The 15,972-nt window shown below is 42.5% G+C and carries 15 protein-coding genes and 1 tRNA gene; 4 read left to right on the top strand and 12 right to left on the bottom strand.

The window, feature by feature from the left end; all coding sequences use genetic code 11:
- From EWV66_RS14095 to EWV66_RS14080, 4 genes are all read right to left on the bottom strand, one after another.
- Window positions 1–222: DUF3782 domain-containing protein (locus EWV66_RS14095; RefSeq protein ID WP_287108032.1), on the bottom strand; the 222-nt coding region annotated here is incomplete at its 3' end.
- 137 nt (window positions 223–359) lie between these two features.
- Entirely contained in the window at window positions 360–1,214 is an 855-nt protein-coding gene (purU, locus tag EWV66_RS14090) for a formyltetrahydrofolate deformylase (RefSeq protein WP_052275960.1), read from the bottom strand.
- 121 nt (window positions 1,215–1,335) lie between these two features.
- Window positions 1,336–1,911, bottom strand: a complete 576-nt coding sequence (locus EWV66_RS14085; protein WP_052275961.1) for a (2Fe-2S) ferredoxin domain-containing protein — start codon at window positions 1,909–1,911, stop codon at window positions 1,336–1,338.
- Window positions 1,912–2,033: 122 nt separating this feature from the next.
- The gene (locus tag EWV66_RS14080; protein WP_167341537.1) at window positions 2,034–2,198 is read right to left on the bottom strand and encodes an Asr1405/Asl0597 family protein; all 165 of its coding nucleotides are present in this window, start codon (window positions 2,196–2,198) and stop codon (window positions 2,034–2,036) included.
- Window positions 2,199–2,429: 231 nt separating this feature from the next.
- Here EWV66_RS14080 and EWV66_RS14075 point away from each other — a divergent pair, with 231 nt between their 5' ends.
- Window positions 2,430–3,269 (top strand): reverse transcriptase-like protein, encoded by an 840-nt coding sequence (locus EWV66_RS14075; RefSeq protein ID WP_052275962.1) that lies wholly within the window; start codon window positions 2,430–2,432, stop codon window positions 3,267–3,269.
- A gap of 105 nt (window positions 3,270–3,374) precedes the next feature.
- On the opposite strand, the gene EWV66_RS14070 is transcribed toward EWV66_RS14075, so the two are convergent.
- From EWV66_RS14070 to hisF, 4 genes are all read right to left on the bottom strand, one after another.
- Window positions 3,375–4,472 (bottom strand): AI-2E family transporter, encoded by a 1,098-nt coding sequence (locus tag EWV66_RS14070; protein ID WP_287108029.1) that lies wholly within the window; start codon window positions 4,470–4,472, stop codon window positions 3,375–3,377.
- Between the two features lie 308 nt (window positions 4,473–4,780).
- Window positions 4,781–4,853, bottom strand: a tRNA-Ala gene (locus EWV66_RS14065).
- Between the two features lie 118 nt (window positions 4,854–4,971).
- Window positions 4,972–5,172, bottom strand: coding sequence for a hypothetical protein (locus tag EWV66_RS14060; RefSeq protein WP_002744967.1), 201 nt, complete (start codon window positions 5,170–5,172; stop codon window positions 4,972–4,974).
- Between the two features lie 245 nt (window positions 5,173–5,417).
- Window positions 5,418–6,182 carry an imidazole glycerol phosphate synthase subunit HisF gene (hisF, locus tag EWV66_RS14055; RefSeq protein WP_002764651.1) on the bottom strand — a complete coding sequence of 255 codons (765 nt, stop codon included), beginning with the start codon at window positions 6,180–6,182 and terminating at the stop codon, window positions 5,418–5,420.
- 23 nt (window positions 6,183–6,205) lie between these two features.
- Between hisF and ruvB the strand changes: the two genes are divergently transcribed.
- Together ruvB and EWV66_RS14045 are read left to right on the top strand one after the other, a co-directional pair.
- Entirely contained in the window at window positions 6,206–7,282 is a 1,077-nt protein-coding gene (ruvB, locus tag EWV66_RS14050; RefSeq protein ID WP_052275963.1) for a Holliday junction branch migration DNA helicase RuvB, read from the top strand.
- Window positions 7,283–7,840: 558 nt separating this feature from the next.
- On the top strand, window positions 7,841–8,617 hold the full coding sequence (locus tag EWV66_RS14045) for an RNA polymerase sigma factor SigF (RefSeq protein WP_052275964.1): 777 nt from the start codon (window positions 7,841–7,843) through the stop codon (window positions 8,615–8,617).
- 105 nt (window positions 8,618–8,722) lie between these two features.
- On the opposite strand, the gene EWV66_RS14040 is transcribed toward EWV66_RS14045, so the two are convergent.
- The 3 genes from EWV66_RS14040 to EWV66_RS14030 all read right to left on the bottom strand — a co-directional run bounded on the left by EWV66_RS14040 (window position 8,723) and on the right by EWV66_RS14030 (window position 11,476).
- Window positions 8,723–9,883 carry an aminotransferase class V-fold PLP-dependent enzyme gene (locus EWV66_RS14040; protein ID WP_287108027.1) on the bottom strand — a complete coding sequence of 387 codons (1,161 nt, stop codon included), beginning with the start codon at window positions 9,881–9,883 and terminating at the stop codon, window positions 8,723–8,725.
- A 17-nt stretch (window positions 9,884–9,900) separates the two neighbouring features.
- The gene (locus EWV66_RS14035) at window positions 9,901–10,074 is read right to left on the bottom strand and encodes a hypothetical protein (RefSeq protein WP_002796065.1); all 174 of its coding nucleotides are present in this window, start codon (window positions 10,072–10,074) and stop codon (window positions 9,901–9,903) included.
- A gap of 268 nt (window positions 10,075–10,342) precedes the next feature.
- Window positions 10,343–11,476, bottom strand: a complete 1,134-nt coding sequence (locus EWV66_RS14030; protein WP_287108026.1) for an RNA polymerase sigma factor, RpoD/SigA family — start codon at window positions 11,474–11,476, stop codon at window positions 10,343–10,345.
- A gap of 612 nt (window positions 11,477–12,088) precedes the next feature.
- Here EWV66_RS14030 and priA point away from each other — a divergent pair.
- Window positions 12,089–14,578: a primosomal protein N' gene (gene priA / locus EWV66_RS14025; RefSeq protein WP_287108024.1), complete on the top strand. Its 2,490-nt coding sequence runs from the start codon at window positions 12,089–12,091 to the stop codon at window positions 14,576–14,578.
- Window positions 14,579–14,631: 53 nt separating this feature from the next.
- Here priA and EWV66_RS14020 read toward each other — a convergent pair whose 3' ends face one another.
- The gene (locus EWV66_RS14020; RefSeq protein WP_287108023.1) at window positions 14,632–15,546 is read right to left on the bottom strand and encodes a DUF4351 domain-containing protein; all 915 of its coding nucleotides are present in this window, start codon (window positions 15,544–15,546) and stop codon (window positions 14,632–14,634) included.
- Between the last annotated feature and the right edge of the window lie 426 nt (window positions 15,547–15,972).

Here is a 15,972-nt window from a genome sequence, read left to right as displayed (position 1 = left end):
GGGACTAACAACTTCCATACCAAAGCGTTGTCTGAGAATCGTTTCCATTGAGGGAAGGGCAAGTCCTTCGGTAAAGCTGCCGAATTTGGCACCAAGTCCCCCAATTTGTTTGCCCAGTTCTTTGAGTTGTTTGTCAGTTTCCTTGAGTTGTCGGTCAGTTTCTTTTTGAGCGGCAGTTAATTCGGCTAAGAGTCGCCATACATCTTCGGATGTGGTTGCCATAGATAAATTTTTCCTTCTGCTCTGGTCTATTGCTATTTTAGTCAATTGCGCCGATACTTCCTAATTTTTAACCCGCAATGATGTCTTTTTTGTCCAGTACATCTTATCCCATTTTAGATGAGCTTACCCTAGCAACCTTAAGCGAACACTACCGTGCGATTAGCGTAAACCAAAACGCGATTTTGCAAGTGTAAACGTACCGCTCGCGCTAACACCACCCTTTCTAAATCCTTACCTTGACGAATTAAATCTCCTACGGTATCGCGATGGCTAACTCTGACCACATCCTGCTCGATAATTGGCCCCTGATCGAGATCGGCAGTGATATAATGGGCGGTGGCTCCAATAATTTTTACCCCTCGATCGTAAGCCCGTTGATAGGGATTAGCTCCGGCAAAAGCCGGTAAAAAAGAATGATGAATATTGATAATATTGGGGAAAAAGTTAATAAAATCTGGAGTGAGAACCTGCATATATTTAGCTAAAATCACTAAATCTATCCGGTATTCCCGCAGTAACTCTAATTGTCTGGCTTCCTGTTCAATCTTGGTTTCGGCGGTAATGGGAAGATGATGAAACTCAATACCGAATTGATTGGCAACTGAGTGTAATTCTGGATGATTGCTAATAATTAAAGGAATTTCTGCCCTAATTTCTCCCCCGTGTTGTCGCCATAATAAATCGAGGAGACAATGATCCTGTTTTGTCACCCAAATAGCTAGACGCGGGACAGTATCGGAAAAATGCAAAGACCAACTAGCCTGCAAAGGTTTGGCAATAGCGGCGAAAGCTGGTTCGATCATCCCACGGGGTAAATTAAACCCTTCTAATTGCCATTCTATCCGCATCAGGAACAATCCCGCCGAAAAATCCGTGTGTTGGTCAGCGTGGATAATATTGCCGCCATTAGCGTAGATAAAATTAGCGATTTTCGCCACTAGACCAATCTGGTCAGGACAAGAAATTAACAAGGTTGCAGTGGCAGCAGTCATAAATTATCGGCGGCAAGAATTGACTTTTTCTATCCCTAATTTATTACAATTTTAGGCACTTCGTCCCTTTGATACACAAAAAAGATCGTTTGTCAATAGCGATCGCCGATTAAATTCCTGGTTAGACTGATAGGCTATTCCCTTGCTCAGAAGTGGCAAAATGCCGCTCGATTAGGGAGGGGACATCTTGGGGAGCTACCTGATTATAATGCTTTTTATCGGGCATAACCACCAGATTCGGGCCTTTTTTGCACTGTTTTAAACAGCCGGTTAATTTAATATTCACCGCTTCTCCCAGTCCTTTTTCCTCTAAACCACTCTCCAACCTTTGGCAAACTCTCGCACCGCCATTTTTCCAACAATCAGACTTCTGACAGATTAAGACGGTGGCTTTTTTCGCTTTTGCCGGGGCGACTTCTGGGGTTTTTTCGCCAGATAAATGCTCGATCCCTAGTACCCTCAGTTTTAATTTTCCCTTTTTTGAACAAAGACTACTTTCTCCCGTCACTTTTAGCCATGAGTGGAGAGCAATATTGAGAGGTATGTGGTCTCGCAGTGTTTTTTCGGGCTTAAACCAATATTCTCGTTTATCAACACTGATTCTCAGGTATTTTACCTTATATCCGTCCTTGAGGACAAAACCGAGGAATTGACCGACCACTTGAAAGGGAACCATGCTAGTTACAGATTTTGACATACTTTCTCACTTTTTACTCTCAGATTGCTAATTTTTCTCAAGGATTATGCCTGCCAACAGGTTTCTAGCCAAGCGATTAAACAGCCTCGGGAGGCCTCCACCTGTCGCAGGACAATCCACAGCTATAAAAGTTGAGCGGAGGCATCAATGCGAACCGGCAAAAGCTGATGGAGCGAGCATTGACATTCAATGTTTAGGGCCTGCATCTGGTGGTAAACCTGCCAGGGATCCCAAGCACTAAGATTGAAGATTTTCTCACCTTCCGATGGCCATTTGTCTATACTCATGGGGCTTTTAATTGAGAACTATTAGCAATATAACTCTAGGCTGATGTTCTCAGTATAACCAACAACTGCAAATAATTATCAATAACCTGAAGAAAAAAAGTTACCCGGTAGCGGCGATCGGCTAAAATCTTGCTATTGTTGCCTTGTCCGCTTTGCCGATCCCGGAATCGCTACCGCCTAGAATTGTCAAAGAGATAAAAATGGAGATAACAAGATTTATTGACGAAAATTATGGATAAAAAAGCTCAAAAAACCGATAATTCAGCAATTCTCTATTTTGATGGTGGTTCTCGCGGCAATCCGGGGAGAGCAGCCGGTGCAGCGGTAATAGTTTTAGCCGAGGGTAATTCCTTGACCACGACTAGATATATGGAGAGAGCCACTAATAACGAGGCCGAATACACGGGATTGATTATTGGATTGGAAAAAGCCCAAGAATTAGGCTTAAAAAGCCTAGAAATTCGCGGAGACAGTCAATTAGTCATCAATCAAGTTAAGGGAGACTGGAAGGTAAAAAGCGATAGTTTACGTCCCTTTTATCAGCGTGCTTGTCAATTAGTTGCCCGATTCGATCGCATTAGCTGGCGCTGGATTGAACGAGCTAAAAATAGTTTGGCTGACGCTGCTGCCAATCATTGTATGGATGCGGCGAAAAAATCGCCAGAAAAACCAAAGGAAGGCGAAACTAATCTCGATATTCTGCTCCAATCCCTGAAACCAGTCCTAAATACCGAAGAATTCGTTTTTTCTTCCCTAACAGCAACAGGACTAGAACAGCTACAATTAACCCCTATCTGCCAATTTCAGGAAGAGGAAGGCATAACGGTGATTATTCCCCGTCAGCAAGCCGATCGGACGGGCTTGCAGTACAAATATATTTATAGACAAATTACTCTTTCTGTGCATTCTAGTTTAGCGGCGGTGGGATTTTTAGCGGTAATTAGCGAGAAACTGGCCGCAGCAGCAATTAGCGTCAATGTCATTTCTGGTTATTATCACGATCATTTATTTATCCCTAGGGATAGGGTGACAGAAGCGATGGCTATTCTCGAAGAAATTAGCCGCTCATAACAGTTATCAGTTATCAGTTATCAGTTATCAGTTAGCAGATGTGAGTTTTCAATTCACTCATTACTGTTTACTGTTTACTGTTCACTGAAAAAACAGGATTTATTATTATTTGCTCTCCTCCGAGGAATTTTTCACCGTTTCTTCTAGGATAACTACCGGTTCTTTTTCCCGCTGCTGCGAGCGGATGATATCGATGGTACTTTTCAGCACACTAGCGATAGGAACTGCTATCAATAAACCGAGAATTCCTGCCACTTTGCCACCGATAAAAAGAGATAGAATAATCCAGACGGGATTAAGTCCGATCATACCTCCCATTAACCGAGGGGCGATGACATTATCATTAATTTGACCGACAATAATAGTCAGGGTCAAAACTTTTAACCCTAACCAAAAATCTTGAAACATCAGTAGGGTACTAATGCCAATAATGGTGAAGGCACTGGCAAAAGGAATTAATGTAGTTAGACCGATTGCCACCCCGAATAATAGGGCATAATCAACCTTGAGAATCACAAAAACAAAAATTTGAGCAAGGCTGAGAATTCCCGCCAAAATGGTTTGACCGGCAAAATAGGTTTCAAAAGTTTGACGAATAATCGTTCTTAATTTGAGATTCCAAGGAGCAGGAATCCAGCTAAAAATTCCCTCCCAAATTTGTTCGCCATAGAGAACAAGAAAGACGGTGAGAACCAGAACAAATAGAATGTTTAGGATACTGTTGATAGTTCCCAGCACAAAGCTTAGTAATTGAGTGCTAAGAGTTTGTAAAACGTTAGTTAGTCGTTCCGATAACTGGGTAATTGATTGCTCGATATAAATCGCATATTTCTGAGTTTTATCCCACTTTTCTAAATTTTGTATCTGTTCGGTTCCCGACTCGATCCACTGGGGCAAACTATTGATTAAACTGCTTAATTGCTCGACAATCTGGGGAATTAAAATTAAACCTAAAACGCTCAAAATTAATAGGGCAATTAAAAAGACAATAGCGATCGAACCACTGCGATTAACCCCGCGTCTTTGCAGCAGTTTGATGGGAACATCTAGGACAAAAGCTAGTAAACTAGCAGTGACAAAAATACTGACTAAGGGTTCTAGATAGCTAAATAATTGGAATAATAACCAACCATTGAGAAATAAGAGCGGAAAAACTAGACTTAGCCGCAACCAACGAGGTAGTTGCTTAAAAAGCTCTATCATTAGACCTCTTGTAAAAATCAAAAATTGTTGTTAGGGTTAGGAGTCAGGAGTCAGGAGTTAGTAGTCAGGAGAATTAAGAATGAATAATAATCAATTAAACGGTCTATTTACAGATTTTATGTAATTTAATCCTTGTTTTTGCCTTTTTTGAACCCTCAAAAATTAATTATGCAAGAGGTTTATTAATTTTGTCCTGAGAGAGTATCGAGGTAAAAAGAGACTTTTCTAACCAGAAATCCTCTTTCAATCTAGCATCTCCTCGTTACTTTTCTGGTCCAAGCAACTCTGAAACTCTTATCCTAACTTTATGGAGCTAAGCGGATTCGAACCGCTGACCCCCTCAATGCCATTGAGGTGCTCTACCAACTGAGCTATAACCCCGCGAAGACCATTTTTGAATATAGCTTAAATAGAATCATTTTGTCAAGGGGGGGCGAGAAAAAAATTTGTCACTGCCAAGACGATCGCTCATCCACAAGAGTGAAACAATCGCCCCCATTTAGACAGGAGCCGAAATTTGGGTTAAATAGGTTAAACAGTGACCCATGAGGAAATAAACTACTAACATAGCCGCTGCCGCTGCTGCCACCAAGGTTCCCGCCAGCATCAAGGAAAACTCTTGCCTGTCGAACGCTTGCTGCATCAGATGCAATGACCAAGCCACAAGACCGAGGTCAAAGATGAGAATCGGAACTAACATATTTTAAATTTTGTTAACTTTCATCTATTCTAATACATAATTTTCCCCAGGGATAATCGGACTGAAGTTAAAAACAGGGATTTTTGCCGGTTTCTCGATCGCGGCTGTCAGCCGTCAGCCATTGACTTTCAGTAATAGGTGTAAACCTTACTCTTCTTGGTTTGCAGCCTAAAGAAATCCTTTTCCCGAAAAAGCGACTCAATCCCTAGATTAAGTTCTGCAAATCTTGCTCTCATTTTCCCCGGCTAACGCACGGGTACTTGTTGATTTTGCAGATAATTTTTGACCTCAGCGATGGTTAATTGACCATAATGGAGCAAAGAAGCCAATAAAGCCGCTTCTGCCCGCCCTTCCGTCAATGCTTCGTAGATATGCTGACAATTACCCGCTCCTCCCGAAGCAATCACAGGAATCTCCACCCTTTCAGCGATCGCTTTTGTCAAGGCCAGATCATAACCCGCTTGCGTGCCGTCGGCATCCATACTGGTAACTAACAACTCACCCGCCCCGCGTTTTTCCACTTCTTGGGCCCATAATAAAGCATCAATACCCGTATTTTCCCGTCCACCCCGAACATAAACCTCCCAACCAGGGTTATGCACATCCTTGCGTCGTCTAGCATCGATCGCCACCACAATGCACTGTTTCCCAAAGCGATCGCTGGCTCGATCGAGCAATTCCGGCTCGCGCACGGCAGCCGAGTTAATGCTGACTTTATCGGCCCCGGCTCTTAACAAATTTTTAATATTTTCTAAGGATTGGATGCCCCCACCCACTGTCAGAGGAATAAAAACCTGTTCCGCCGTGCGATAGACTACATCAATAATCGTGTCGCGATCTTCATGGGTAGCAGTAATATCAAGAAAAACCAACTCATCAGCCCCTGCCTGATTATACAAGCGGGCCAACTCCACGGGGTCGCCAGCATCCTGAAGATTGACAAAATTAACCCCCTTCACTACCCGACCTTTATTGACATCCAAACAAGGCAAAATCCGCTTCGCTAACATATCCTAGACTCTTGATTGTAACAATGGCCATCAAACGATCGCATAATTCCACCCCGGCTGCCGAGGAAAATCTGCTCACTCCCAATCCCACTATAGAAGAAACGGAAAAAGCAGAAGCGCAGATTCGTCCGCAATCCCTAGAGGATTATATCGGTCAACAGGACTTAAAGGCTAATCTAAAAGTCACCATCGCCGCGGCCAAAGCTAGACAAGAAGCGATCGATCATCTGCTCTTCTACGGACCGCCGGGGTTAGGCAAAACCACCATGGCTTTAATTTTAGCGGCCCAGATGGGAGTAAATTGCCGCATTACTGCCGCCCCCGCTTTAGAGCGTCCCCGGGACATTACCGGCATCCTGATCAATCTTCAACCCCGGGATATTCTTTTTATCGACGAAATTCATCGACTGAATCGGGTGACGGAGGAGTTATTATACCCAGCGATGGAGGATTATCGCCTAGATGTGACGATTGGTAAGGGTCAAGCGGCGAAAATTCGCAGTATTTCTTTACCTCCCTTTACTTTAATCGGTGCTACTACCAAAGTTGGCTCTTTAACTGCGCCTTTACGCGATCGTTTTGGCATGATTCAACGTCTGCGTTTCTATACAGTTGAGGAATTGACGGCAATTATGCTCAGAAGTGCTACTATATTTAATATTCCCATTACTGAAGCGGGTGCGATCGAAATTGCCCGTCGCAGTCGGGGAACTCCACGCATTGCCAATCGTTTATTAAAACGAGTACGCGACTATGTGCAGGTGAAGGGAGAAACTATGATCACCCCCCAGTTAGCCGCTGAGGGATTAAATCAATTAAATGTGGATTCTATGGGTTTAGATTGGACCGATCGATTAGTATTAAAGACGATGATCGAACAGTTTCAAGGTAAACCCGTGGGATTGGAAGCAGTAGCAGCAGCCACGGGAGAAGATGCCAAAACGATTGAGGAGGTGTATGAGCCTTATTTATTACAAATAGGTTATCTTCATCGTACCCCCCGGGGTCGCATGGTGACGGCAGCCGCCTACGAACATTTAGGTTTACTGGCGAAATTGCCGAAAAATAAGGATCGGAGTTTACCTTTGTTCGACTTCTAGTTTTCTGGATAGGGTTGGCTGAATAAATGTGAAATATAGACGAGGTATGGGGTTTGGGGCTTTTTGGCGAAGCAGCTGCAAGATTTTCAAGCTAGTGGCTCAAAAACCTTACATCTTGATCGGCGATCGCGTCCTGTACGGGCGAAGCATTCGGACAATAACCTATCGCTGAAACCGTAGATTTTCTATCCGAATGCTTCGCCCCTACTTTTTGCCGCAAACCCTAGATAGGGCTGCTGAATAAATCCAAAAACCTTGTTAGATTAAGGCTTTTTCAGGGGGAAAATTCACACCCCACACCCCACACCCTGCCTCTAGGAACAACTTTTTCAGCCAACCCTAATTACCTGGGTTTTAGCTTACCTGTGTCTTTAAATACTGGCTTGACCGCGTGAAATCACACAAGCCTTTATGTAAAGACCGTATGATGAAGATCGTAGTAAGTTCCATTGTTGCCATTGCTTGCCGCTTCTAATCTAGACTGTATTGGGATTTGTCAAAGCCAATTGCAATAGTGAGCTTTTATAGTCAATGATTTTTTAAGTCTGTTAACGCCCTATGTCTGTCCTAAATAAAGAAAATCTTAAACTAGAAACTCTCACCCTGTTTCAAAAATATCAAAAAACAGGAGATAATAAGTTACGAGATCAAATTATGGAGTTAAACCTAGGATTAGTCAGAAGGGAAGCTCATCATTGGGTCAATCAATGCCCTGAAAATTACGAAGATTTATTGCAGGTTGGCTCTATGGGACTAATTCGAGCGGTTCAGCGTTTTGACAGCAGCAAAGGTCATGCTTTTAGTTCCTTCGCTATTCCCTATATTCGCGGCGAAATTCAACACTATCTACGGGATAAAGGTTACACAGTTCGTATTCCTCGTCGTTGGTTAGATTTAGGCAGACAAGCAACAAATATGCGTCGGGATTTCCAGTCCCTCTACAATCGTCAACCCAACGATACGGAAATCTCCCTCGCTTTAAATATTTCCCTCGCAGAATGGCAAGAGGTAAAACTGGCTTTCCAAAACCGTGAACCTCTTAGTCTCGATGCGACGGTTAATAACGATGAAGATAATCATACTTGTTTAAAAGACATCGTTCCCGATCCCCGTTATCGCAGCTTTCAACTGTGTCAAGAGGATCGCATTCGTTTACAACAGGCAATGGCTCAATTAGAAGACAAAACCCGTCATATTCTTGAATTTGTCTTCCTTAAAGATCTTACTCAACGGGAAACAGCCGAACAATTAGGCATTAGTGTCGTTACCGTCTCCCGTCGGGTGAAAAAGGGTTTAGAAATGCTCAAGGAAACCATGCTCCAAGAAGTATTTTAGCCCAATTATCGGTTCTCATGGCAAGTCCGTTATTAACTCCAAATCCAACTTTAAAAACTCAGTTATGGATTTTTTTCCCCTGCTCCGATGCTCCCTGCTCCCAGCTTATCTTTGCCTAAATAGCAAGTAATTTAAAACCTCAGCTAAATATTCATACTGCTCGATCGAATTATAGTAGTGAGCAGAAATTCTCACAATTAATGATGCTTCTCCCCAAGGAATTATCGGCACTTCAATCTGATATTTTTCCCACAGTTGCCTAGATAAATCTTCTGCTGGCCAGGAATAACTAGGAATTAGAATTGAGGACATCGCTCCAATCATTGATTCTGGACAGGGATAATTGACCTGCAAGGCATGACAAAGCAAATTTCTGGCTTTTAAAACCAAATTACGATTCCTCGCCATCAGACCCAGTAAACCATCAATAGAGAGAGAATTTAAAAACTCGATCGCTTTTGGCACTGATAAATAAGCGCTGGGATCATCGGTTCCCATCCAAGCAAATTCTAACTGAAAACGGGAACGATCTTGTCGAGGAGAATTTGCTCCATGGCTAATAGTTAAAGGTCGAATTATTGCCTGTTTATCCCCGCGCACATAGAGAAAAGCAGCCCCCTTGGGACTACATAACCACTTATGACAATTAGCAGTATAATAGGTGGGATTAATTGTCCTGATATTAAGGGGTAAAAAACCTAAAGCATGAGCGCCATCGATGAGAGTATCAATACCCCGATTATTTAATTCTTGCACAATTTCTGCGATTGGCCAAATTAAGGCCGTGGGACTGGTGACATGATCTAAAACTACTAATTTTGTCTGGGGAGAAACAGATGCTAAAATTGCTTGACTAATTTCTAAAGAGGACTGTACAGGAAAGGGAATTTTAGCGATAATTACCTTTAAACCCCATCTTTTAGCTATATGTTTAACTGCATTAGCACAAGCATTATAGGTCTGATCGGTGATCAGAATTTCCTCATTTTCCTGAAAAGTTAAGGAATTTAACACCGCATTCACTGCTGTGGTTGCATTGGGAACAAAGACTAAATCATCGCTATTTACACTGACTAAATCCGCTAATTTTTGCCTAGCAATATCTAATAAACCCTCTAATTCTCTCCCCAAAAATGCTAAAGGTTGCCTTTCCATTCGTTCCCGCAATTGTTGCTGATAATCCAAGACTATTCTAGGGGTTGCACCATAGGAACCATGGTTGAGAAAATAAATATTATCGGGAATTAACCAAGAATTTTTGGACATATTGAATTAGTTTGATTTTATTGAGAACTAGAAAAAATAATAGCTTCATCTATTTTTTGCCGAATATCTTCTCTCCATTCCGCATCAGTTATTTGTTCGTATTCATCGAGTAACTGCAAAGCAAAGTCAATGACTTTTTCTGGAGATTGATATTTTCCCGTTTTCACTTTCCGTTGGAGATGTCGGTTCATAGGTATTATGACTATCTACTGAGAAAATCAGCTTGATCTTAAGTAGGTAGGCGTTAAAAGTTGTCAGATGCCCCCCTTATTAAGGGGGGATTAAGGGGGGATCCCCCCGCCTATCGGCACCCCCCTTATCAAGGGGGGCAGGGGGGATCGAACCTAAAATCCATTTTTAATTTAATTATAACCAGCTACTTAATTTTAAGCTAAATATCGACAAAAAAAAAGCTCTCCAGGAAAAAGGAGAGGGGAGAGAACGAGTTAGAAAAAATTATTAATGTAACCATCCTTTCAGACGACGTGCGACTTGAGGACGACGTAATTTTCGCATCGCTTTAGTTTGAATTTGACGTACTCGTTCGCGAGATAAATTGAACATTCCCCCCACTTCCTCTAGGGTATAGGGTTGACTGGTAGCTAAACCATAACGGAGGGAGATAACATCTTTTTCCCGTTCGGTGAGAACATCACTTAAAACCGCGAAAATTTCCTGACGCATCATCATCTCATTCATTTTATCTTCGGGAAGTTGTAGATCATCATCTTCCAAAAGATCCACTAATTCCGTATCTTCTCCCTTCCCTACACGATGATTTAAAGAGAGAGATTGACGACGCAATTGTAATAATTGCCGCAATTGTTCGGGAGTTATTTCTAACGCTTCCGCAAGTTCCCGTTCATTGGGATTGCGCTGTAAATCTTGCTTGAGAATGCGCTGCACTTTTTTGAGTTTATTGAGTTTTTCGACAATGTGAATCGGTAAACGAATTGTTCGCGCATCGTTAGCAATAGTGCGGGTGATTGCTTGTCGAATCCACCAATAAGCATAGGTGGAGAATTTATAACCTTTATTGGGATCGAATTTTTCGGCCGCACGGTTGAGTCCGATCGCACCTTCTTGAATTAAATCTAAGAAAGGAACCCCGCGATTTAAATAGCGTTTAGCGATAGAAACCACCAAGCGCAAATTAGAACGAATCATTTTCCGTTTAGCTGTTCGTCCGCGATAAAGACGGTTTTCCAGTTGACGTTCATTATCTAATTCTAAAGCGATCGCCCATTCCGTTTTCGTCGGGGGACGATGTAAATTTTCTTGCAGTTTTTGGCGTACTTCTTCCGCTTCCATGAGAAACTTAACCGAGTAGGCTAATTCAATTTCTTCTTCCGCACTAAGCAGGGGATAACGAGCCATTTCTTTAAAAAATGCCCCAACAGTGTCTTCATTGCTGCCTTTATCGTATCCAGTTCCACTACTCCCACGAGTGGTTTTTAGGGTTTCCGGTAAAGGTTCAGTCAGATCTTCGTCAGTTCTTTCAGCAAAATCCACGCTGTCCAGTTCTAAAGGATTTGTCTCCAGGGCAATAATTTGATTAAAATTATCATCGGCGGCTAGTTTAGAGATTTTCATAAGCAGTTATGGATGGAGTGGGGTTATAATAGCGGTGAAAAACTTAGTTTCTCCCAATGGGCTGATTGTTACATTGAATTTTCGGGGAGCAGATTTTTTAAACGTTTTCTTAATTAATGGCGGCCATTTCTGGGATATAATTGGGTGCTTCTGTGTCCATGGTTACAAATCGCTCAACCAGATAATCAGATTTTCTGGTGAATAGGGGAGACTTTCAGGGGTTCCACTTATACACTCTAACTAAGGTTTTTGGTATTTGACTAGGTAAAGATCACGCTTCTTAACAATCAAGATAGCAGTCAGCTTTTTATTACTATTCTTCGCTTTTCTTATTGAGAACTATTCTCAACTTTCGACTAACTATGGTGCGATTTAATAGCTAATAGTCAATAATTCTCATTTGGGAAGACTTCACGGGCTAAAAATCAAAATTTGTGGGCAAAAAAGCAATAATTAAACTGTTTTTAGAGAAAATTAACTGGTTTTATTCCCCTCAAGCTTTAAACTATAATTTAAATACCCCATTCTCCCCACTTCCCACTCCCCACTTCCTACTCCCCACTTCCCGCTCCCCACTGATAACTGATAACTAATAACTGATAACTGATAACCATGCTCGATCGCTGTGCTACCCTGACTGTAGCGGAACCTCGCACACCTTACCAATTAACCACAACTGGGCAACTGTGGTTAGAGGTTTTGGTCGATCGCCCTTATCCTAGAGATAGTCAAGAGGATCAGCAAATATTAACCTATAGTATCCCCCAGGATTTAACAGTAGAAATTGGCGATATTTTAAGCGTTCCCTTTGGTTCTCAGGTAATTGGGGGAATTGCTCTTAGATTTCTCGAAAATTTGCCCGCAGGACTGGAAGAAAATCAAATTCGTCCCGTGGAAGATGTGATTGCTAAGGGGTTTTTCCCCGATAATTATTGGCAGTTATTGACGAAAATCGCCCAATACTACGCAACAGATTTAATCACCGTTGTTCGCGTCGCTTTACCTAAGGGTTTACTGCGAAGTTCCCAACGTCGCATCAGATTAAAACCAGCAGCGATTCCCCCTGGTGCGGAAGTTTTTTGTACTCCCCTCTCCCGTCAGATTTTATCCCTGCTCAAAAATCAAAAAGAAGGCGATTATTCGGCGAAATACCTGCAAGAAAAAGTAAAAAATGCCAATTACGGTATCAAAGATTTAGTTAAGCGCGGTTGGGTAGAAAGTTATCTAGAAGCACCCAAAAGTCCTAATATTAAGCTAAAAAAAGCCATTACCCTACTGATAACCGACTTTCCTCCGGATTTAACCGAAAATCAGCGCAAAATTGTCGAAATTCTCCGTCATCAGGGGGGAGAAATGTGGCTGCCAGAATTGGCACAACTTGCGGGGACAAAACATTTTAAACCGCTCATTGACAAGGGTTATGTGGTGATTGAGGATCGGGAATTTCTGCGCTTATCCTCGGCGATTATGAGCAGGGATCAACCAAAAACACTCACTTCTAGTCAAAAACAGGCTTTAGAAGCCATTCAAACCCTAAAAGGTGGTGAAAGCGCTCTCTTACATGGAGTGACGGGATCGGGTAAAACAGAAGTCTATCTACAGGCGATCGCACCTGTCCTAGCAGCGGGTAAATCTGCCTTGGTTTTAGTCCCCGAAATTGGATTAACACCGCAACTAACCGATCGCTTTGTGGCCCGTTTTGGCGATCGAGTCTATGTTTATCATAGCGCCCTCTCGGAAGGAGAAAGATACGATACCTGGCGACAGATGTTGACAGGAACCCCACAAGTCATTATCGGGACGCGATCGGCGATTTTTGCCCCTTTACCCCACCTAGGCATGATTATCCTCGATGAAGAACACGATAGCAGCTTTAAACAAAGTCAATTACTCCCCACCTATCACGCGCGTACCGTGGCTAAATGGCGCGCTCAATTAAACCATTGTCCCGTAATTTTAGGCTCGGCCACGCCATCCCTAGAAACATGGCTAGAATCCCAAGTTAATCCCCGTCTTTACCTATCTTTGCCCGATCGCATCCAAAATCGCCCCTTACCGCGGGTGGAAATCGTCGATATGCGACGGGAATTGCAGCGAGGCAATCGTTCCCTGTTTAGTCAATCCCTGCGTTCATCTCTGGAAACCCTGCGCGACAAGGGAGAACAGGCAATTTTATTCGTCAGTCGCCGGGGTCATAGTACTTTTGTATCTTGCCGAAGTTGCGGTTATGTGCTGGAGTGTCCCCACTGTGATGTCTCCCTCTCCTACCACCACACCGAACCGGGAGCGCAAGAATTACTCCGCTGTCACTACTGCAACTATGGTCGCATCCATCCGAAACAATGTCCTGAATGCGGTTCTCCCTATCTAAAATTTTTCGGCACTGGCACTCAGCGAGTCACCCAAGAATTAACCAAAGAATTTCCTGATTTGCGCTGCCTGCGTTTTGATAGTGATACCACCCGTAACAAAAATGCTCCCCGGGAACTATTAAAAAAATTTACTGATGGTGAGTTTGATGTTTTAGTGGGAACCCAAATGCTCACCAAAGGATTAGATATAGAGCGAGTTACCCTAGTAGGAGTAATGGCAGCCGATGGTTTACTTTATCACTCCGATTATCGCGCCTCCGAACGCGCTTTTCAAACCCTCACCCAAGTAGCAGGGAGAGCAGGAAGGGGAGAAACAGAAGGAAAGGTAATTATCCAAACCTATACCCCCGAACATCCCGTGATTAGAGCAGTACAAACCCACGATTATGAGGGTTTTGTCGAGACGGAATTAATGCACAGAGAGAGTTTCAATTATCCTCCCTACGGCAGTTTAGTCTTAATTCGCTTTAGTGGTTTAGATGGGGAAGCAGTGCAGAAAAGTGCCGAAAATGTCGCAGAGGAATGTGTTAATAATTTCGGTTCCGATTGGGATATTTTGGGACCTGCACCAGCAACAATTATGCGTGTGGCTAACCGTTATCGCTGGCAAATTCTGTTAAAATTATCGGGAGAAAAGGCTGATATCGGTCGTCTTTTTCGTCCTTTGAAAAGCTTAGTTTTACCGAAGGTAAGTATGGCGATCGATGTGGACCCCTTGACGATAGAATAATCAAGGATGGATAATGCGCTCGCAACGCGCTCGCTACGCGAGATCGCTATTGTTCACGGATGCAACCAGTTTTCTAAATCTGTCAAAGTGTTAAAGTCCAATAAAGCGAGTCCTAAGTCTTCTAACCGCTCCACAGGAAGGTTACGGATGGTTTCTTCTAGATTTTGGGGTATTTCACCGAAACGTCGCTGAAGAAGTCTAATAACAAGATTGGCCTCTTGAATTCTACCCTGTTCAAGACCTTGCTGTCTTCCTTGCTGTACACCCTCTTGAACCGCTTGTTCTCTATCCTGTTGGTAAAGTGGAGCTAAACGCATAATAAACTCCCTATCCTCCTGTGTTTTTTTCGATAACGCTTCTAAATTTCTACTCAGATTATACAATAAGTTTAAGGAAGCCGATTTTAGGGGATTATTCGGCGATAATCTGGTTAATTCATCGATAGCTCTCTCTCTTGTTCCTCCTCTACCCAATAATCTTAGCCATAATGTCTCTGGGATTGCGGGTAATTGATGAATGACGACAATAGCTGTACCGAAACCCTCCGGGAGAAAATAAACCCCTTCTCCCCAATTGGGTTGTAATTGAGCCGTAAACAGGGATAAAATGCGCTCACTAGCTGTAGGGGTGAGAATCCATAACTTAGGTATCTCCTCCTCTGATATTCTCTGTTTATTTCTCTTTGCTTCTCTCTGGAAGATTTCACGAATAGCAAAGCGCTTGGATAGACAATCATTGATACCATCAAGGGTAATCCCATTGCGATAGGGTTCTAATAAACAAGGATGTTGGCATAATCTGCCTAATAATCCTAACTGAGGGGGAATTGCCTCGGTATTAGGACTAAAATACACATCAATTTCTTTAATTTCTGAGGTGACTTCTTTGCTGATAACTACTGTACCGTAGGGAGAAAGAAGGGTTTCTAAGAAGTCTTTGCTAAATTTATCCCAAATAAAGCGAGTCATTTCAGTTATCAGTTATCAGTTACCAGTTATCAGTGACTACCACCTAAACTCGGTAGCTTGAAAAAGGTTAATTGCCTCAGTTGGTTATTTTTGCCCTAGATTAATCATAAAGTACAGAAGTAAAACAGAGATTATTCATTATTCAGGAGCATCTCACCTTTGTAACCCCTAAATCAGGTTTTTATGTCAAGCTATTTTGAAAGCCTTGCTAGAAACCAGTTTTAGGGATAAGTATAATTACTCACTTGCATAAATGAGATGCTCCCCATTATTCATTATTGATTATTCCGATTGACTGGCGATAATTTTTGGCTCTTCTAGGTTCTGTGTGAGCATGGTATAATAGTAACACAGAACAGGAGGTGGGTTATGTGGATAAATTTTGATCAACTCCTCGATTTACCAAATGTAACAGTGGTCAATTAT

It is taken from the genome of Microcystis sp. M_OC_Ca_00000000_C217Col, assembly GCF_007095585.1.
In the GTDB taxonomy this organism is placed as follows: domain Bacteria; phylum Cyanobacteriota; class Cyanobacteriia; order Cyanobacteriales; family Microcystaceae; genus Microcystis; species Microcystis panniformis.
Note: the sequence above shows the minus strand (reverse complement) of the source record. Positions and strands in the feature narration are given on the sequence as shown.